The 16,684-nt window shown below is 52.1% G+C and carries 12 protein-coding genes; 7 read left to right on the top strand and 5 right to left on the bottom strand.

Annotation, left to right across the window (positions count from 1 at the left end):
• The 4 genes from ACKWMY_RS23530 (at position 1) to ACKWMY_RS23545 (ending at position 5,809) form a co-directional block, all read left to right on the top strand.
• A complete protein-coding gene (locus tag ACKWMY_RS23530) occupies positions 1–1,635 on the top strand; it encodes a ferritin-like domain-containing protein (RefSeq protein WP_409487154.1) in 1,635 nt (544 codons plus the stop codon).
• Positions 1,636–1,646: 11 nt separating this feature from the next.
• Positions 1,647–2,525, top strand: coding sequence for a hypothetical protein (locus ACKWMY_RS23535; protein ID WP_024530127.1), 879 nt, complete (start codon positions 1,647–1,649; stop codon positions 2,523–2,525).
• Between the two features lie 66 nt (positions 2,526–2,591).
• Positions 2,592–4,166, top strand: a complete 1,575-nt coding sequence (locus ACKWMY_RS23540) for a GMC oxidoreductase (RefSeq protein WP_261160463.1) — start codon at positions 2,592–2,594, stop codon at positions 4,164–4,166.
• Positions 4,163–5,809 (top strand): UbiD family decarboxylase, encoded by a 1,647-nt coding sequence (locus ACKWMY_RS23545; RefSeq protein WP_211136809.1) that lies wholly within the window; start codon positions 4,163–4,165, stop codon positions 5,807–5,809. The genes ACKWMY_RS23540 and ACKWMY_RS23545 overlap by 4 nt, the downstream gene beginning before the upstream one ends.
• 43 nt (positions 5,810–5,852) lie before the next feature.
• Here the strand turns inward: ACKWMY_RS23545 and kch are convergent, their stop codons facing one another.
• Genes kch through ACKWMY_RS23560 form a run of 3 tightly spaced genes read right to left on the bottom strand, consistent with a single transcriptional unit; the run spans position 5,853 to position 10,163 of the window.
• Positions 5,853–7,037: a voltage-gated potassium channel protein gene (kch, locus tag ACKWMY_RS23550; RefSeq protein ID WP_074031184.1), complete on the bottom strand. Its 1,185-nt coding sequence runs from the start codon at positions 7,035–7,037 to the stop codon at positions 5,853–5,855.
• A 23-nt stretch (positions 7,038–7,060) separates the two neighbouring features.
• Positions 7,061–7,723, bottom strand: coding sequence for a class I SAM-dependent DNA methyltransferase (locus ACKWMY_RS23555; RefSeq protein ID WP_409487155.1), 663 nt, complete (start codon positions 7,721–7,723; stop codon positions 7,061–7,063).
• A gap of 13 nt (positions 7,724–7,736) precedes the next feature.
• Entirely contained in the window at positions 7,737–10,163 is a 2,427-nt protein-coding gene (locus ACKWMY_RS23560; protein ID WP_074031170.1) for a DUF3772 domain-containing protein, read from the bottom strand.
• A gap of 348 nt (positions 10,164–10,511) precedes the next feature.
• Here ACKWMY_RS23560 and ACKWMY_RS23565 point away from each other — a divergent pair, with 348 nt between their 5' ends.
• The 3 genes from ACKWMY_RS23565 to ACKWMY_RS23575 all read left to right on the top strand — a co-directional run bounded on the left by ACKWMY_RS23565 (position 10,512) and on the right by ACKWMY_RS23575 (position 13,425).
• Positions 10,512–11,072, top strand: coding sequence for a DUF2975 domain-containing protein (locus ACKWMY_RS23565; protein ID WP_409487156.1), 561 nt, complete (start codon positions 10,512–10,514; stop codon positions 11,070–11,072).
• Positions 11,073–11,084: 12 nt separating this feature from the next.
• The gene (locus ACKWMY_RS23570; RefSeq protein ID WP_024530134.1) at positions 11,085–11,315 is read left to right on the top strand and encodes a helix-turn-helix domain-containing protein; all 231 of its coding nucleotides are present in this window, start codon (positions 11,085–11,087) and stop codon (positions 11,313–11,315) included.
• 382 nt (positions 11,316–11,697) lie between these two features.
• Positions 11,698–13,425, top strand: coding sequence for an ABC-F family ATP-binding cassette domain-containing protein (locus ACKWMY_RS23575; RefSeq protein WP_409487157.1), 1,728 nt, complete (start codon positions 11,698–11,700; stop codon positions 13,423–13,425).
• Positions 13,426–14,290: 865 nt separating this feature from the next.
• Here the strand turns inward: ACKWMY_RS23575 and ACKWMY_RS23580 are convergent.
• Complete coding sequence (locus ACKWMY_RS23580) at positions 14,291–15,766, bottom strand: alpha/beta hydrolase (protein WP_409487158.1); 1,476 nt, start codon at positions 15,764–15,766, stop codon at positions 14,291–14,293.
• Positions 15,767–16,036: 270 nt separating this feature from the next.
• Complete coding sequence (locus tag ACKWMY_RS23585) at positions 16,037–16,582, bottom strand: Ail/Lom family outer membrane beta-barrel protein (RefSeq protein WP_199063083.1); 546 nt, start codon at positions 16,580–16,582, stop codon at positions 16,037–16,039.
• Positions 16,583–16,684: the final 102 nt, after the last annotated feature.

The raw sequence follows: 16,684 nt of genomic DNA on the forward strand, positions 1-16,684 counted from the left end.
ATGAATATGACCGCAAAAGCCAAGACCTTCCAACTTGCTGAAACCTCGTTTGCCCAACTCGGCTATGTGCAGTTTGCCGACGAAAAAAGCCTGGCGCAGGATCTGAACGAACTGCGCGATCTGCTGCAGAACGCCATGCGGCTGGAACATGCCACCATTCCCCCTTATTTGACGATGCTCTATACCCTGGATGACGACGTGGACTGGCGTATCATCGAAAGCCTGCGTTCAATCGTAGTTGAAGAGATGCTGCACTTCACCCTGACGGCCAACCTGCTCAACGCCATCGGCGGTACGCCTGCGGTCGATTCGCCCGACTTCTTGCCCAGTTATCCCGCACGTCTGCCTTACGATATTGATGATATTGAAGTGAATCTGTACGGCTTCTCAAAAAACGGCATCTTCCAGGGCATGGTGATCGAGCATCCGAAAGATGTCCGCCCTCGCGCCATCGCCAATGAAGTCCCCAGCGATATGACCATCGGTGAGTTTTATCTTTACGTTGAATCGCGGCTGCGGGCGGCGGTGGAAACCCATGGAGAACAGGCGATTTTCTGCGGCGATCCTCAGCGCCAGATCCCGCCAGATGTCTTCTACTACGGCGGCGGAGGCAACGTACTGAAAGTAAACGATCTGAAGACTGCGATAGCCGCCATGAAACTGATTACCGATCAGGGTGAAGGCACAGAAAACGATATCTGGGTCGTGGATGAAGATGAGTTGGCCCACTATTTCCGTTTTAGCCAGATCTACAATGAACGGCTGTATCAAAAAGGCGATAACGTGGCCACTGGCCCTACCGGCGAGCCGTTCCCGGTGCCGTGGGGGAAAAGCGTGCTGATCGACAGCAACGCCAAGGTCAATGATTATCCACCAGGTGAAGTTCGTGACGCCATCATCCGTTTTAACCAGCGTTACTGTCAGTTGCTCGGCGACCTGCAGGCTGCATTTACCGGTGCCCCAGACAAGTTGATGGCCGCCGTGGTGGCGATGTGCGCGTTGCGGGATGACTTCCGGGCCATCACCGCCAACCCTTTCCCCGGCAAGGAATTATTCCACTGCGCTCCCACGTTTGAGTACAGCGTGGCTAACCGCCAGCCGCTGGGTAAACAGGTGTTCATGGCTGCTCCGGCCACCGCAGCAGCAACCGTAACCGACAGTGCTAGTGCTAGTGCTAGTGCCAGCAATGAGGCCACTCTGGATCAACTGCAGCAAGCCTATTCCACCGGTAACCTGCAGTTGGCACTCTCCTGCATGACTGACGAGGTGATCTGGGATATCTCCGGCCCCAGCGAATGCCCCTATCTGGGGGTGTTCTACGGCCACGAAGGGTTTACCCGTTTTTGGACACTGCTCGGTGCAACGGTGAATTTTGGCAGCGCGGGCGTCGAGAAATCCTTCTTCAGCGGCGATCAGGCAATGTCCTACGGGGGCGAACAAGGCACGACCAAATGCGGCCGCGTGCCCTATCGCTACGACTGGGCGATCCGTTATCAATTCAATGAACAACATCAAATCACCCTGATGCGTCAGTACTTCAACCCACTGAATATTCTTTCGGCGCTGAAGGCCGCGCCTTATCCGGTACCGGCGGCTTGCCCACACTCGGCCAAACCTCAATCCCAACAACAGTAGGAACCACGCACATGTCTAATCAGCAAAATGATTTACCCAGCATCCCGACGCCGTTCACCATGCCGTTCTACTACGCCTCACTGACCAACGTTGGCGTGTATTATCTGGTGCCGCTGAGCCGCGTGGAACCTTATTTGCAGGGAACCGGGCTTAGCGCGGCGCGGTTTGGCGATAAGGCGATGGTGAGCTTTAACTTCCAATTGTACGCTGGGCAGTTTGCCTCTGGCATCAATACCCCGCCGGAGCAATGGGGCAGCAGCGGTGCAGCGATCACCCAGGAGCTGGAGCTCAACATTGTTGCCTATCCCGAGCACCGTAAAGACCAGTTGGCTCCGATTGGCTATGAGGAATTTATTCAAGACGGCGATCAAACCAAACTGTACGGCAACCATCGCGTCTGGGTGCCTTGCGATGCCCCTATCGCCATCGCCGCCGGTGAGCAACTGTTTGGCGAGCCTAAATTCCAGACCACTTTCAAGGTCAATTTGGCCTCACAAAATCCGGTGCGGACCAACTCTGCGGTCTATCAACCCGAGTGGGTAGAAACCTGGGGCTTCCGGGTGGACGATCCAAAGGATGCCAACACCGCGATATTCACCTGCATCGTCAACACATTGGGCATCAAGGCGATCCCGGGCAACATCTCGCCAATTACCGAATACGGCGTTCACGATAACAAACTGATCGGTTGCCGCTGGAACATCCTGCAGGCGATGGATACCTATTTCCTCAATGGCGGCCACGCTGAGGCGGTAAAACTGGTGCTGGGTACCAGCAGCCACCCCATGCGTAAAGATCTGGAGCAGTTGATCGGCGGTTGCGCCCCTGTGGCAGTGCAAACCCTCAACTCAGCCCCGGCGGCCATTCAAAGCCGCGCCTATTACCCATAGCCGTTTGCCCCGCCGCCGGTTCGGGGCGGGGATGATTTTTCGCATGCCACGTTCCGGGAGCCAACTATGAGTGAAGTCGACAATATCTACTTTTCCCGCTTTGCCCAGATCAAGGGGCAGTCTTTTGACTATATCGTGATTGGTGGCGGTGCCTATGGCACCAGCTTTACCCACCGGGTGCTGCAACATAATCCCCATGCCCGAATTCTGGTGCTGGAGAAAGGTGACTATCTGATCCCCGACCATATTCAGAACATTCCACCGGCCTACATCAAACTCAATACCAGCGTGGGTATCCGTCCATGGACGTATCATGGTTCTGCCGATATGAAGCTCAGCCTTAACTTTATGCCGCAGATCCCTTATGTGGGCGGTCGCGCGCTGTTTTGGAACGCCTGGACACCGCAACCCGATAGCAGCGAAATGCCGGACTGGCCACCGCAGGCGATCGAGCGCCTGGATAATCAGTGGTATCCCACCGGCGAATTTATGGGGCGGCGCTACTCCCTGGAGATCCCCGGCAATCGCAACCAGTCACTGAATCGCTTTATGGGTGAGCGCCTGTTCTCGCAGTTGGCCAATATCAGTGGAGCCAAGCCGCAGCCAAGCCCGAGCGCGTTGGACTCAGCCATGGCAACTGGCCAGGGAGTGGCACCAGAGGATTGGGCCAAGTTCTCGCCCATTTCGGTACTGGTGAATGATGTGCAGGCTTACGCCTCACTCAAGGTGGTGGTCAATGCCGAAGTGGAGAAACTGATTGCAGAAGGTGACGTTGTCACAGAAATCATTACTAAAGATGGCTCACTAAGCGTCGGCAATGCCAAGGTGATTTTGGCCTGCAACACGCTGGAAGCCGGGTTTATCCTCACCAAGTCTTTCCCTGACGATAAACTGGTGGGAAAAAACCTGTGCGGTCATATCCGTTCCTGGCTGGCAGCCCGTATCCCCGCCAGCAGCCTGCCGGTATTAACCAACCAGTTGCAAACCGTGGCCTATTACCTGCCCGGTATCGATAAAACCACCAACCGCCTGATGCACACCCACATCAGCGTGGTCCATAACCCACAACCGGCGGAAAGCTACGACGTGTTGTATCGCATCCTGCCAGATGCTTCTTCACCAGAAGCCGTTGCCACCTATCAGGATCCTGACTACGTGGTGATCATGCTGCATTCCATGGGGGAGTTCCTCGGGGAACGCTCGGTAAACTCGTGGAATTACGTCACGACCAACCCGCTGGGTGAGGCCGAAGTGTATATCCAGATGAAGGAAACCGACCGTCAATTCTGGGATGCGATGGATAAAACCACCTATGACGTGATGTACGCCCTAGCTGGAGATGCCCCACTTGAGTACCAGCACAATAACCCTGACGGCAGCTTTACCTGGGAAAAATCGCCGCCGGACAATATCCGCAATCAGGGGTTAGTGCACGAGGCGGGCACCCTGTGGATGGGCGACGATCCTGCAACCTCGGTCACCGCCCTCAACGGTCAGATGCACCGTTACCCGAACGTTTATGGCCTGGGCAGCATGCTGTTCCCCCGCCCTGGCTCATGGAACCCAACGCTGACCGGCGTAGCCCAGTCATTCGCTCTGGCCGATGAACTCAGTGGCCCACATCAGGATCAAAATCAATGAAGCGACGTAAACTGAAAATTGATGTGCAGAAAGTCCCCAAATCGTACCGCGCCTATCTGGAACTGTTGGCCAGCAAGGGGGAAGTGGTGGCGATCCCTGATGAGGTGGATTGGTATCTGGAGATTGGCGCTATTCTGCGCCACGCCTGCGAAACGGAAAGCCCAATGCCGCTGTTTAGCAAGGTGAAGGGCGCCCCCGGTTTTCGGGCGGCAGAAATGGGCCCGACGGTCAGCCGCGTGCCGGGCAAACGCTGGCAGCGTCTGGCGCTGATGCTAGGTTTACCGGACGATGCTCAGTTGCTGGAGATCCAGGATGCCTTTCTGGATGCCATCGGCCAGGAGCCGCATCCGCCAGTGATGGTTGACCCGGCCACGGCCCCATGTAAACAAAACAAATGGGTGGGCGATCAGGTTGATATGACCAAAATCCCGGCTCCTATCCTGCACGACGGCGACGGCGGCCGCTATTTCCAGACTGCCGGAGCCATCATGGTGCGAACCCCGCCGGGTGAGCCTGTGCCGGAAGACGCCTACACGGTAGATAAGGACGCCTGGACCAATTGGTCATTCAGCCGGGCGATGATCGCCGGTTCACGGCCGCAGAATAACCCAACGCCAAAACCGCCTCACGCCAGTTCGGTCGGCGTACCACACGGTAATGGCCCGCATTATTCGAAGAACAATATTGTCGGCCTGTGGCTGCCTTTCCAGCATAACGGCATGATCTACAATATGTGGACGGCTCAGGGAAAAGACTGCCCGTTCGTGATCGCGCTGGGAGTGCCTCCGGCGGTTACCATGTTGCTGTCTGCCGCACCGCCAGCCTGGCATGATGAATACAACTATGCTTCGGCATTCCTTGGCCACGGCATTGAGATGGTGAAAGCGGAAACCTGCGATGTGTTGGTACCAGCCGAATGTGAAATCATCATCGAAGGCTATGTCAGCGCGGATAAATCCGTGGCTGAAGGCCCGTTTGGCGAGTTCCCAGGCTACCTTTCCAACCAGTCCAGCCTGAAACCCTTGGCTAAAATCACCTGCGTCACCTTCCGCGATGAGGCTATCTTGCCGATCTGCATTCCGGGTGTTCCGATCGACTCTACGTTAATGCTTGGCTGCTTCTGTTTATCTGCCACCGCCAGAGTGTATTTTGAAAAGTCCGGTCTGCCGATCATCGACTGTTTCAGCCCGTTGGAGGCCTCTTCCCATTGGCTGGTGATCCGGGTACGTGACGACTGGCATAAAATCACCGGCATGACGGTCAAAGCCTTTATCGACAAGATTGCCGAAGTGTTCTGGACCAACCATATTGGTAAAACCACCGCCAAGCTGATCATCGTGGGAGAAGATATTCCCCCTGATGACAGCAACAAAGTGACTTGGGCATTAGCGACGCGCAATAACCCGGTGCAAGGCGTGTTTCACTATCCGCAGTACGACTCCGACGGTACCGGGTTACAGATTTACCTGGATGTGGCCACCAAACTGCGCGGGCGCGGCGGCCTGGTGGCGTACAGTTGCTTGCAGATCCAACAGCAGGTCAACCAACCGTTGGAGCAGGTATTGAGTTTTGCTACCAATTATCCGCTGCCGTTGCAGGAGAAAATCAAAAGCAAATGGTCTGAGTGGGGATTTGAACGCTAAAAAACCGTCCCCGCACCGCTTAGGTGGTGCGGGAACAACCCGGTTACTTGCCCTTGTTATCACTCTCACCGTTGCTGAAAAATGCATCAATATTGAGATCGTGATTAACCACCTCACCGTTGAGCGATCGTACCAGCAATTCACTGCCTAACAACTGCAGTGAGAGTACGGCATCGGGTTTGACACGTTTGATCTTGTTCATATTCTGGCTTTCGTTGACCAACGTGATGGTTTTGGTGTCTGCCCCACCCACCTCTTTGGCCGCCAATATGATGAAAGCGTTAACCGCATCGCTTTCGGTCAAGGCAACAATGTATTTCGCCTTTTCAGCCCCGGCTAATGCCAGCGTCGCAACGGCGGAAGGATCGCCTTCAACCACATCCGCATGGTCAGGGTAATGTTGCTTATTGCCTGGCTCGCAAACAATAGTCACGTTACCGCCGCTTTCAATCAGCCCCTGATAGACATTGAGTGCCAATGAAGAGGTACCAACAATAATATAATGATTTTTGCGAACCATGTGAGAGAACCGCCCTTTGATAATACGTTGAAGATTTTGGCTGATTAGCACGCCAGCAACCGATGCCAGAGAGGCGGCAAAAACCGTAATGCCAAAGATAATCACCGTGAGTGTGAACATCCGCGCAGTAGTGGTATCCGGAATGATATCGCCAAAACCGACAGTAGACATGCAGACCACGGCAAAATAAAACGCCGTAGGCAGATCGGTGACCGCGGGGGTGAATTGATCGCCAATGTACAGCGTTCCTAACATACTGTAGACAATCAATGAGGCTATGCTGGTAACAGCAAAGAAACTGGTACTCGCCAGCTTACGTTGGTCAAAACGGCGCCAGTAGATGAGCATCCCTAATAGGGTGACCAGTGAATACCCTGCCAACACCGTGATTTGCCTATAGATAACGATATCTACGATAACGATGCAACTGAGCAACAGTAACGAGAAAAACCAGGCAATACGCGTTTTTAACAGTAACATCCCCGCCATAAAGAGCAGCACAATGCCAATCATAAAGCGGGGAATATCCATCGTGTCGAGAAAGCCCAGAGCCTGTTGCCAGGAACTGAAATTCTCCGCAAAATCATGAGAATGTTGCAACCCGTGCCACAGGATCGGGCTGAGCACCAAGTACCCAATATGTGCAACCATCAACGCCAGGATAAACGTTGGCGGTACGTATTTTTCTATCTTTCTCATGACTTTCATTATGATCATATTTTTCAACACCGTCACTTGGCTGATGGTCTATCTATAGCGGACTGTGGCAGAAAGTGATGCAGTGATGACTCGCCAAGTTGCGCCAACCAAACAGTATGCCCGCCACAGTCGGGATCTTCGGCCACCATACTGACCACCTGGAATCCCTGCTCTTGCAATAATTGCCTGTATTCCTCCGGTGCCAGGCTGGAATGATAAAGGGCTTCTCCTTCAAATGTCCCTATTGCTTCGCCATTACTGGGACCGCTAGTGAACATCAATGCGGCCTGGCTATTGGCATGTTGCCGGAAAATGTTAAACATCTGGCGCTGATCTTCACGCGTCAGATGGAAAAAACTGTCCCAGGCTATTAGCCCGTCAAATTTCTCCGCTAACGCTAACGTTCTCATATCGGCCACTGCCCAATGCTGTTCCGGGAAGCGTTGCAGGCAACGATCGATCATCGGTGGCGAACTATCCACCCCCGTCACCTGAAAGCCCTTGCGGATAAAATAGTCGGCGATCGGCGTGCCGTTGCCGCAGCCAATATCCAGGATCCGCCCGTTGTCGGGTAACAGGCTCTGAAACCGCTCTAACCAGGGTTGCTCAAACAGCGTGGTTGACCGCTTCAGCTCAAACGCCTCGGCATGCCGTTGATAAATTCCGATGACGTTATCGGCTATTGAGTGACTCATCGGTGTTACCTCATCAAGATGAATGTTCTTCTTCATCAACCAGGTTTTTAGCTCGTTGTTTCATGAAAACCACCTCTTTCGGGCTGGAAAGGTTAACGTTCTGGGCACGCAGGAGCTTCAAGATATTGAACAGCAGATCGCTCTTGGTGGCGCCGACCATGCGTGGACTGGCAACATAACCGGTCACGCTGAGGATAATCCCGTCAGGGCCAAGCTGGCTGAAGCGAACGTAAGGGGCTGGCGTTTCCAGAATGGAATCGTGTTCATGGTAGGCACTCAGCAACACGTTGCGTACCTGCTCTGGGTCGATATCAGTGGGGAAAGTCAGCGCGACGGTAACCACCCCTTGGGCATTCCCCATAGTGGCGTTACGCACGTTCTGCGAGATTAGCTGAGAGTTAGGCACAATCATGGTCGAGCGATCGCTCAGTTGGATCTCGGTGGCGCGTACATTGATTCGCCGTACATCCCCTTCAACCCCGCCGATACCGATCATATCCCCAACTTTAACCGGTCGCTCCGTCAACAGGATCAGGCCAGAGATAAAGTTCTTCACGATTTCCTGCAGGCCAAAACCGATACCCACCGATAACGCACTCACGATCCAGGCCAGGTTATTCCACTGGATCCCCAACGTCGCCAGCGTGATCAGGATCAGCAGCACATAGCCGACGTTGCTGAACAAGGTAACAAGCGAGGCGCGGATACCGATATCACTGATGGTTTTTGGCAGCAGCTCATGGCTTAACCAACGTTGCGTGACCCGCAGCACATAGATACCGATCGCCAGGCAAACCACCGCATTGAGCAGGTTGCTTGGAACGATATTTAGCCGCTTCAGACCTTCACCGCTCAGGATGGCAACAATCTTTTGCAGTAAGGAGTTTGGCGTGGTGGTGCCAAAGGAGCCATTAATCAGGGCAACAATCATCAACAATATCAAAGAACATTTGCACAACGCCGTGAAGATGACGGTCAGTTGCTCAAGATGGCGATCTTTAAAGTTGAGCGATTTTTTCAGCGCCCGCCCGCTGGCAGTTTGAGGGGAAAAAATGACCGTACAGAAATCGGTAGCAAAGATCACCAGGAAATAAAACGCCATCAGTACCAGTGCCACCCAAATCAACTGATAGGTCAGGAAGCGAGCGAAAGCCACATAGCCGATCAACAGCGATAGCAGGATCACGGTTGCCGATACCACAATAACGATATGGATTATCCCGGCAATCGCCGAGCGTTTTTCCAGATGCATCCCCTGCTGCTCTAGCTTATAGCGGATACGGCGTGCCCGAACCGGTATTGCGAACAAGATTAATGCCATCAGTGCGGTAGCCAAGCCATTACCTAGCACCGTGCTGCCAAGACTGGCACCAATCACGTTATTCACCAGTTCCACGGTGCCAAAAGCCATAGCCAATCCGGCCAATAACGGCGACAGGAAACGCATGCCGCTCGCAATGGCATCATCCATCTGCGCCAGACGCCATGATGGACGGCTCAGCGAAAGGTACGCCCTGCCTAATCCCGCGATCAGCGCACAGAAAATCCCCAACTGCATAAATCCATCGGCAAAATCCTGGACCTGAGGCGTCAGCGGCTGAACACGGTCAAACGCAGAAATAAGCAGATTTAGCGCCAGCGTGGTGGCAAACAACGTGATCAGCACCGTCATTAATGCCATAAAACTGCGGCGCAAGCGGCCATCGGGTAAATAGCGGATACACACCCAGGCAAAAAACTGCTCCACGAAATAGCGCCCTAAAGACCAGCAAGCCGCAGCCAGGATCAGTAACGCTATCGTCCCGTAGCGCCATTCCTCCTGCCAACTGGCATCCAGGGTTTGCTCCAGTTGCTGCTTAAAGTCATTAAGACGAGCTAAATCCTCAACCTGTGAAGATGACTCTGGCAACCAGAATTGCGAACTAAGAATACTGCCGGTATTCAACGCCAACTGGGATTTGAAGGCCACACGGCGCAGATCGGTAATTTGTTGACCTAAGTCGAGCGCCCCCGTTCTGATGGCTTGTGAGCGTTTTACGGCATCGTCCAACTGTTTTTTGGCATTATTGAGCGTATTGCGTTGTTGCACCACACTGGCAGTTTCGGTCATTACCCCAGGTTCGGGCTGCGGGCCAAGCACGTCTAACTGTGCCTGTAACTTCACCTGCATAGGTTGCAGATCGGTGGTCAGTTTTTCTGCGTCCGTGGCTAAGACCTGCGTGGCTTCAAACAGCTTGTTCAACTGGCCATCAGAGCTCGCCTTTGAGACCTGTTGTTTAATCGTATCCAGCTGTTTTTGATAACTTTTCAATGAAGCCGCTATTTCCTGCGGGCTGAGTTCAACCGCAGCAGCACCCTGCTGTGCTGCATTGGCTAACGGGGCCAGCGGTAAGCCGAACAACAAAAAGGTGAACAGGAAAATCTGTAATGACTTGATCATAAAGGTGAATGCTCAGCATGGGGTTGGCGATAAACGCAACAGGCGAAACGATGAATATCACTGCGCCTGATCAACAATAAGCGGTGAGTATAATAACAACCTATTCAGTGAAAAAGCGCATTAATCCTAGAAGGTTAGTAGAAATTTTAGCTAACGCCTCACTTACCCCTATTTACCCCCCCACGGCGCTCTGTCCATGACCGTTTACCGCTCAAAGAGAAACCTCAACAGGGTTGTTTAGTGAACAAAACAACCATTAACTGATCGCATTTCGATAATTTATTATTGTTTTACGATAATTAAAGAGGTAAGGTCACTGCGACTTCCACTCAACGACTTGAGGTTTTTATGACATTGGATCGCCTGACCCGCTTCAGCCAACGTATGGCCACCATCACGTTGTGCTTGTTACTCGCCATGTTGCTGTTTAATGCTTCCTATTGGTTATTCCCAAGCCTCGCCGCCAACGATGGCTACGGATTTCATGTCTCCATCTCAAACGATTTAATCGGCGCCCTGGGTGCTGATTTGACGCACTTCCCATGGTGGCAAATTGCCGGTGGCATTATCTTGTCGAGCGTGCCGCTACTGGCACTTGCGCTTGGGTTGTATCATTTACGCAAGTTGTTCCAAACCTATGGTCAACGCGCCTACTTTTCTGGCATAGCGGCGCATCATTTGGGAAGAATGGGTCAATACGTCGCCATTTGGACGATTTTAGAGTTGTTGTGCCAGCCTGTTCTCAGTTATTGGATAACCATGCATGAGCCTGTTGGCCAACGAATGGTGACATTAGGTATCGATACAGGGAATATTGTTGCCCTGTTTCTTGCGGCCTGTATTACCGTCATTGCACAAATCCTGAAACAGGCCAGCAAGTTGCATTGTGAAAATCAACAGTTCGTGTGAGGTTAGCCCATTATGTCGATCATCGTCCGGCTAGACGTGTTGTTAGCCACACGCAAAGTCAAATCCAAAGACCTGGCCGCCGCAGCCGGCATCACCGAACAAAACCTTTCGCTGTTAAAGCAAGGCAAGGTGAAAGGAATACGTTTTGCTACGCTGGATGCTATCTGCCGCTATCTTGATTGCCAACCTGGAGACGTGCTGGAACATATTCAGGACCCAGATATCTACGCAGAAGATGAGTGAACGGCCGCTCATTGACTCTCTAAACGGGTGCAGCATGTAGCACCACCTGCATGGTGAGCCCGTTTAGATTTTAAGGGGTACCTTCCTGTTACGCCTTCCACTGCCAGGCCAGTAGCAGAAACCGTAAATCCCCTTTATAATCCGTTCACCTATCAACCAAAAACTATGAAAAGGAGGTCCCCTATGCTGTCGTGTGAATGGTTCAAATTCTCACCTCACCTTGGTGATCGTCGCTGCTCAAGCATTACCGGTATCGTGCTCCGATAACCTAAGCTTGAGCGAAGTTTACTCACATCAAAGTTCTTCCCTCCGGCTTACCGGGTTATCGTCGGCAATTTTTTGACGATAGGCATTTGCATGCCTGTAACCTTGAGTAAGCACCATGACGACATTACTTTCTGCACAATCTGTTGGTATTGATACCGCTTTCGGCCCGCTGCTGGCTGAGGTTTCCTTTAGCCTGAAAAAGGGCGACCGCATTGGTTTAATCGGCCATAACGGCTGTGGCAAAAGCACCCTTCTTAAAATTCTCAGCGGCGATCTCCCTGCCAGCACGGGGACTGTCACCTCATCACACCAATGCCTGATGGCTCGGGTGGAACAACACCTGCCCGAAACCTTGTATCACTGCAGCTTGTTGGAAGCCGTGCTCACGGGCCTGGCTGATGACCAACACCAGCCTGAACGTTGGCAAGGTGAAGTGTTACTCGCCGAACTGGGATTCGACCGAGCGGCGTGGGATCTGACCGCGGGAACCCTGAGCGGTGGCCAGCATACCCGGTTGTTGTTAGCTCGGGCGCTGATCCGCCAGCCAGATTTGCTGCTGCTGGATGAACCCAGTAACCATTTGGATCTGCCGACGCTACTGTGGCTGGAGCAATTCCTCAATGGCTGGAACGGTAGCTTCGTGCTGGTTTCCCACGACGGCCGGTTACTGGACAGCGTAACCAACTGTACCTGGATCCTGCGTGACAAAACTCTGCAGTATTTCCGTTTACCCTGTTCGCAGGCGCGCCTCGCCCTCCAAGAGCAGGACTTGGCTGATGAGCACCGCCATCAGGCTGAACAAAAGGAAATTGACCGCGTAGAGAAAAGTGCCAAACGCCTGGCAGTCTGGGGCCAGGTGTATGACAACGAAGATCTCTCACGTAAAGCCAAACAGATGGAAAAACAGGTGGTTCGATTAAAGGACCAACAAACCGCCTTGAGCACAGGCAACCAGTGGCGGCTCAGGCTCAGTGGTGAAGCGCTGCCTGCCGATCGACTGTTTGCGTTGGAGCATTTAGCCATTCGCCCTGCTCCTACCGCGCCGGTGCTGTTCAGTCTGGAACATCTTCAGGTAAAAAGTGGCGATCGCATCGCGTTAGTAGGCCGTAACGGTTGTGGTAAGTCTTCATTGCTGCACTTCCTTTGGCAGCAATACCAACAAGCAAGCTGCCAGGGGGTGGTTTTTCACCCTCGCGTGCGTATTGGTTATTACGACCAGAGCCTGCAACAGCTCAACGATGAGGACTCGTTAAGCGATGCTCTGAGCCACTTCGCGCCTCTGACCGAAGACCAACGGAAAATGGCGCTGATCGGTGCCGGTTTCCCTTACCTGCGCCACCAACAGAAAGTGTCTACGCTGAGCGGTGGCGAGCGTTCGCGGTTATTGTTTGTTGCGCTTAGCCTGGCCAACTACTCACTGTTGCTGCTCGACGAACCGACCAACCATCTGGATATGGAGGGTAAGGAAGAACTGGCCGCAACGTTGCAACAATTTGCAGGAGCCGTGCTGCTGGTCACCCACGATCGGACGCTGATGGAGCAAAGCTGTAATCGCTACTGGTTGATAGACGATCGTCAACTGACCGAATGGCACGACCTTTTACCCGTCTACACCATCTTGAGTGGTGGCGGCCATTCCGAGCTGGTGGCATCCCCTGAACGTGAGTTGCTCGTTGCACCTGCGATATCGAGCAATGAAGAACACCTGCTGGCAACGTTGGTTGCTTTGGAGCACAAACTTGAGGAAGATTTAACACGTAAACCCAAGCATCAAAAGCCGCAGTTGCAGCAGCAATGGCGGCGCGAGATCATGGAAATTAGTGGCAAACTTGGGTTGATTTAACCCAACTATGGGCGCAACCAGCATATGAACTGAATTGAGTTTGGTCATCTGTCTGGCTGCGCCCATCCGTTAGCCCTTTATCAACGCTCATGGAATGTTAACAAATCACAATGGGGCTAATCATCACCCATCTCTTGATGGCAAAGTCCAGATAAATCTTCGGAAGTCCACTTGCTGGCTTTTATTTAGGAAAAAACCCAGAAAACTCGCTGTTACCCAAGAATAAACTCACATCCATATATTGAGATTATTCTTGATTTTGTTGTTGGCGCGTTATTTATTGCATTAAGCACGACAGGAAATTATTTCTTATCGATGAATCCATGTAGGTTATTAATCAGTGTCAGTGTTCCCCATAGTTAGCCACCACCTAAAATAAATGCAATACATTGATTTTAAACAAAATTTATTTTTTTTGTTTATTTTAACCCTGAGTGTAACCCTATCTGTAACCTAAGGATTTCTAATAAAAAAACAGATCGATAAAATATCGCATATAACAGCGAAGTTTAATTCCAGTATTTAAATCTTTATGCTACGCTCTCTCCTTTAACTGCACTAACCTAATAATGAAAATGCACCCCCAACGCCTAGGAAGCCACACCTCATGGAGAAATGCACATTGACCAGCGTCAGAGAGTTTATATATAGAAAGCATGACGGAGATATTAAAACCTTCGCACAACTGCACAGAACCAGTGTTTACAAAGTTAATGAGTGGATCCGCCGAGATGCCCACATTATTAACGGAAAGATCTGTATCCCTACCAGGCACTCAGCCTGACCCTGTACTTTATTGCGGGGCAGAATATTCTTAGGTAAAACCCTAATCCTGCCCCTATATCATTACCCGCAAAAACCCCACTCAACGGCAGCTTTTATCCCGCCGTGGCTTTTTGGGGCTCAACAGATAATCCACTACTGCGCTATCCACACAACCGTCAACACCCGTCAACGCCAGCGTATGGCCATCCCCTTCGCGGGTAATCAGCGGGCTTTTAAAACTCGAAGCCATTTCACGGGCGTTACGATATGGCGTAACCGGGTCATAGCGCTGGGTAATGAACAGCAACGGCGGGAGAGCGGTAGAAAGTACTGGAACATGCGGTTCCACATGGCCAGGGTATGGCCAGAAATCACAGGTCTCTAGTGGATACTCATGCAACGGTAAGTAGTTGGGAAATGAGGCTGCGGTATTGATTTGCTGGCGCTGCCGACGTAACAGCTGCTGGTCAGCATCAGGCTTAGCCATATCTGCACAGGTGATCACCGTTCGCGCATCATCAGCGTCCGGGGTATAGCTTTCGTCGATAAGATCGGTCACTGCATCATCGGCTTTGCCCGCATCAATTTTACGCAAGGCCGTGGCCAACTCGGGCCAACGTTCCCTCCTTGGCAACAGGTTACGCGTAAGGGTGATCACGTCATCGGCAGAGATCTCATAACCCGAGGGGGTAACGAAAGGAGTATCATGCAACTTGTGCAGCATCCTGTGGTACAACTGGATCGCCCGGTTAGGCTCGCTGGTTAATGGGCATGAGCCGTTTTTCTCACAATCATCGGCAAAACGCAGGAAGCTTTGCTGAAAACCCCGCTCCTGATTGATGCGTTGGCTAAAGTCATCATCCTTCAGGTTCACCACGCCATCCAGCACCAACGCACGGGTTTTCTTAGGGAATCGCTCCGCATACAATGCCGCGACCTTGGTACCGTAAGAATACGCCACGGCGGACAACGCGGGTTCACCCAACGCCCGGCGAATAGCGTCCAGATCGTTAACGGCTTCATGGGTGCCCATATGCTGCACCACGTCGGCCCCTGTCTGCTTGATGCAGGCCGCCACCATATCTCGTGCCTGTTGCTCTGCGCCTGGGATATCGTTTTCATCGGGTGACGGTGTTTCCTCGCTAGCTGTCAGTTGACAGGAAATCTTGGGTGTCGATTGCCCCACACCGCGGGGATCATAACCAATGATGTCGTAAGATTTTTGCAACCGCCAGGCGGGCCCCTGCTCGGCAATTTGTGGATTGATCCCTGGCGAGCCAGGTCCATCTGCGATAATCACCACGCTGCCTTTTTTTGGGCCTACCGCAGGTAACCGCGTGAGAGCCAGCCGAACGGTTTGTGCTGCATTCTGGCCACTCAGTGGCGCTTCAACATAGCCACATTGTAAACCGGCCGGAGGCGGCCCATCGCTGAACCAGTGCTGAAAGGCGGTACTGTTGCAGGGTTGCCATTGAATGGTACCTGGTGCAGTGCCGGATGATTTGACCAAAGGCTTGGCATAGGCCGGCAGTTGGACCGCAACGGCGAGCAAAAACAGAACACGAAACGCAGACATGACGAGTCCTTTCAGCAAACGGTTACTCGGTATTTTAACGCCGCTACATTAAACCGCCTACCAACGGATTATGGAAGGGCTATTAAGCTGTTTGGCAGGATCTGTATACCAACCGGCAGAAAATATTCATTGAAAAGAACGCATGTGAAGGAGAGTAACACCGGAACCGCCGCGAGTAGCGGCGGCTCCGAGGTTTCGAGAAAGCCAAGCCATTTTTAGCGACAGTAATGGCGTAGAACAGCTCCCTCAAAACCTTTTAGGACATTTCTATCAGAAACGATAGCCAGCGCCGACGGTCCAGGTACCGACTTTAAAGTCACCCAACTTTGAATACTCGTAGTGAGCATCAAGAGCAATATTAGGGGTTACGTTAAACTGTAAGCCAGCACCGTAAGCGACGCTGGTCTTGCTTTCGTCGGTGTTAGAAGAGTAACCCCGCATAGAGACATTGGATGTCGCCTTGCCGTGGCCAAAACCGATTAAACCGTAGGCGCTGATATAGTCATTAAAGCGATAGGCTGGGCCTGCAGTCAGTGAGTAATATTTTAAATCACCATCACCCACTTTGTTACTGCCATAATAGAAATCATACGACTGCGTAGTGTAGGTGAATGAAGTAATAAATCCTAAATTGCTATCAATTTCATAGCGATACTTGAGATTGAAACCCTTAGGATTCTCATTCAGGTTGTTACCATCAACCTTCACATGGCTTTGAGCGTAACCTAAAGAAATGGTGCTTTCACCCGCAGCCTGAGCACCGAATGACAATGCCATTGCGCCAGCCAGAAGTACTGATAAATATGTTTTTTGCATGTTAATCTCTTAATCCATGAGTAAATAAAATTCGCTCTGCAATAAAATAATGTGCTATTTGAGCGAATTCTGAATTTAACCATGAAGTTTGTGGGATGTCTC

The organism is Serratia sp. J2 (genome assembly GCF_046269175.1).
GTDB classification, from domain to species: domain Bacteria; phylum Pseudomonadota; class Gammaproteobacteria; order Enterobacterales; family Enterobacteriaceae; genus Chania; species Chania fonticola_C.

What these genes read in the sequence shown, in the direction of transcription:
- ACKWMY_RS23530 (WP_409487154.1), top strand. Translation starts at nt 1, where the DNA reads ATGAATATGACCGCAAAAGCCAAGACCTTCCAACTTGCTGAAACCTCG.
- ACKWMY_RS23535 (WP_024530127.1), top strand. Translation starts at nt 1,647, where the DNA reads ATGTCTAATCAGCAAAATGATTTACCCAGCATCCCGACGCCGTTCACC.
- ACKWMY_RS23540 (WP_261160463.1), top strand. Translation starts at nt 2,592, where the DNA reads ATGAGTGAAGTCGACAATATCTACTTTTCCCGCTTTGCCCAGATCAAG.
- ACKWMY_RS23545 (WP_211136809.1), top strand. Translation starts at nt 4,163, where the DNA reads ATGAAGCGACGTAAACTGAAAATTGATGTGCAGAAAGTCCCCAAATCG.
- kch (WP_074031184.1), bottom strand. Translation starts at nt 7,037, where the DNA reads ATGAAAGTCATGAGAAAGATAGAAAAATACGTACCGCCAACGTTTATC.
- ACKWMY_RS23555 (WP_409487155.1), bottom strand. Translation starts at nt 7,723, where the DNA reads ATGAGTCACTCAATAGCCGATAACGTCATCGGAATTTATCAACGGCAT.
- ACKWMY_RS23560 (WP_074031170.1), bottom strand. Translation starts at nt 10,163, where the DNA reads ATGATCAAGTCATTACAGATTTTCCTGTTCACCTTTTTGTTGTTCGGC.
- ACKWMY_RS23565 (WP_409487156.1), top strand. Translation starts at nt 10,512, where the DNA reads ATGACATTGGATCGCCTGACCCGCTTCAGCCAACGTATGGCCACCATC.
- ACKWMY_RS23570 (WP_024530134.1), top strand. Translation starts at nt 11,085, where the DNA reads ATGTCGATCATCGTCCGGCTAGACGTGTTGTTAGCCACACGCAAAGTC.
- ACKWMY_RS23575 (WP_409487157.1), top strand. Translation starts at nt 11,698, where the DNA reads ATGACGACATTACTTTCTGCACAATCTGTTGGTATTGATACCGCTTTC.
- ACKWMY_RS23580 (WP_409487158.1), bottom strand. Translation starts at nt 15,766, where the DNA reads ATGTCTGCGTTTCGTGTTCTGTTTTTGCTCGCCGTTGCGGTCCAACTG.
- ACKWMY_RS23585 (WP_199063083.1), bottom strand. Translation starts at nt 16,582, where the DNA reads ATGCAAAAAACATATTTATCAGTACTTCTGGCTGGCGCAATGGCATTG.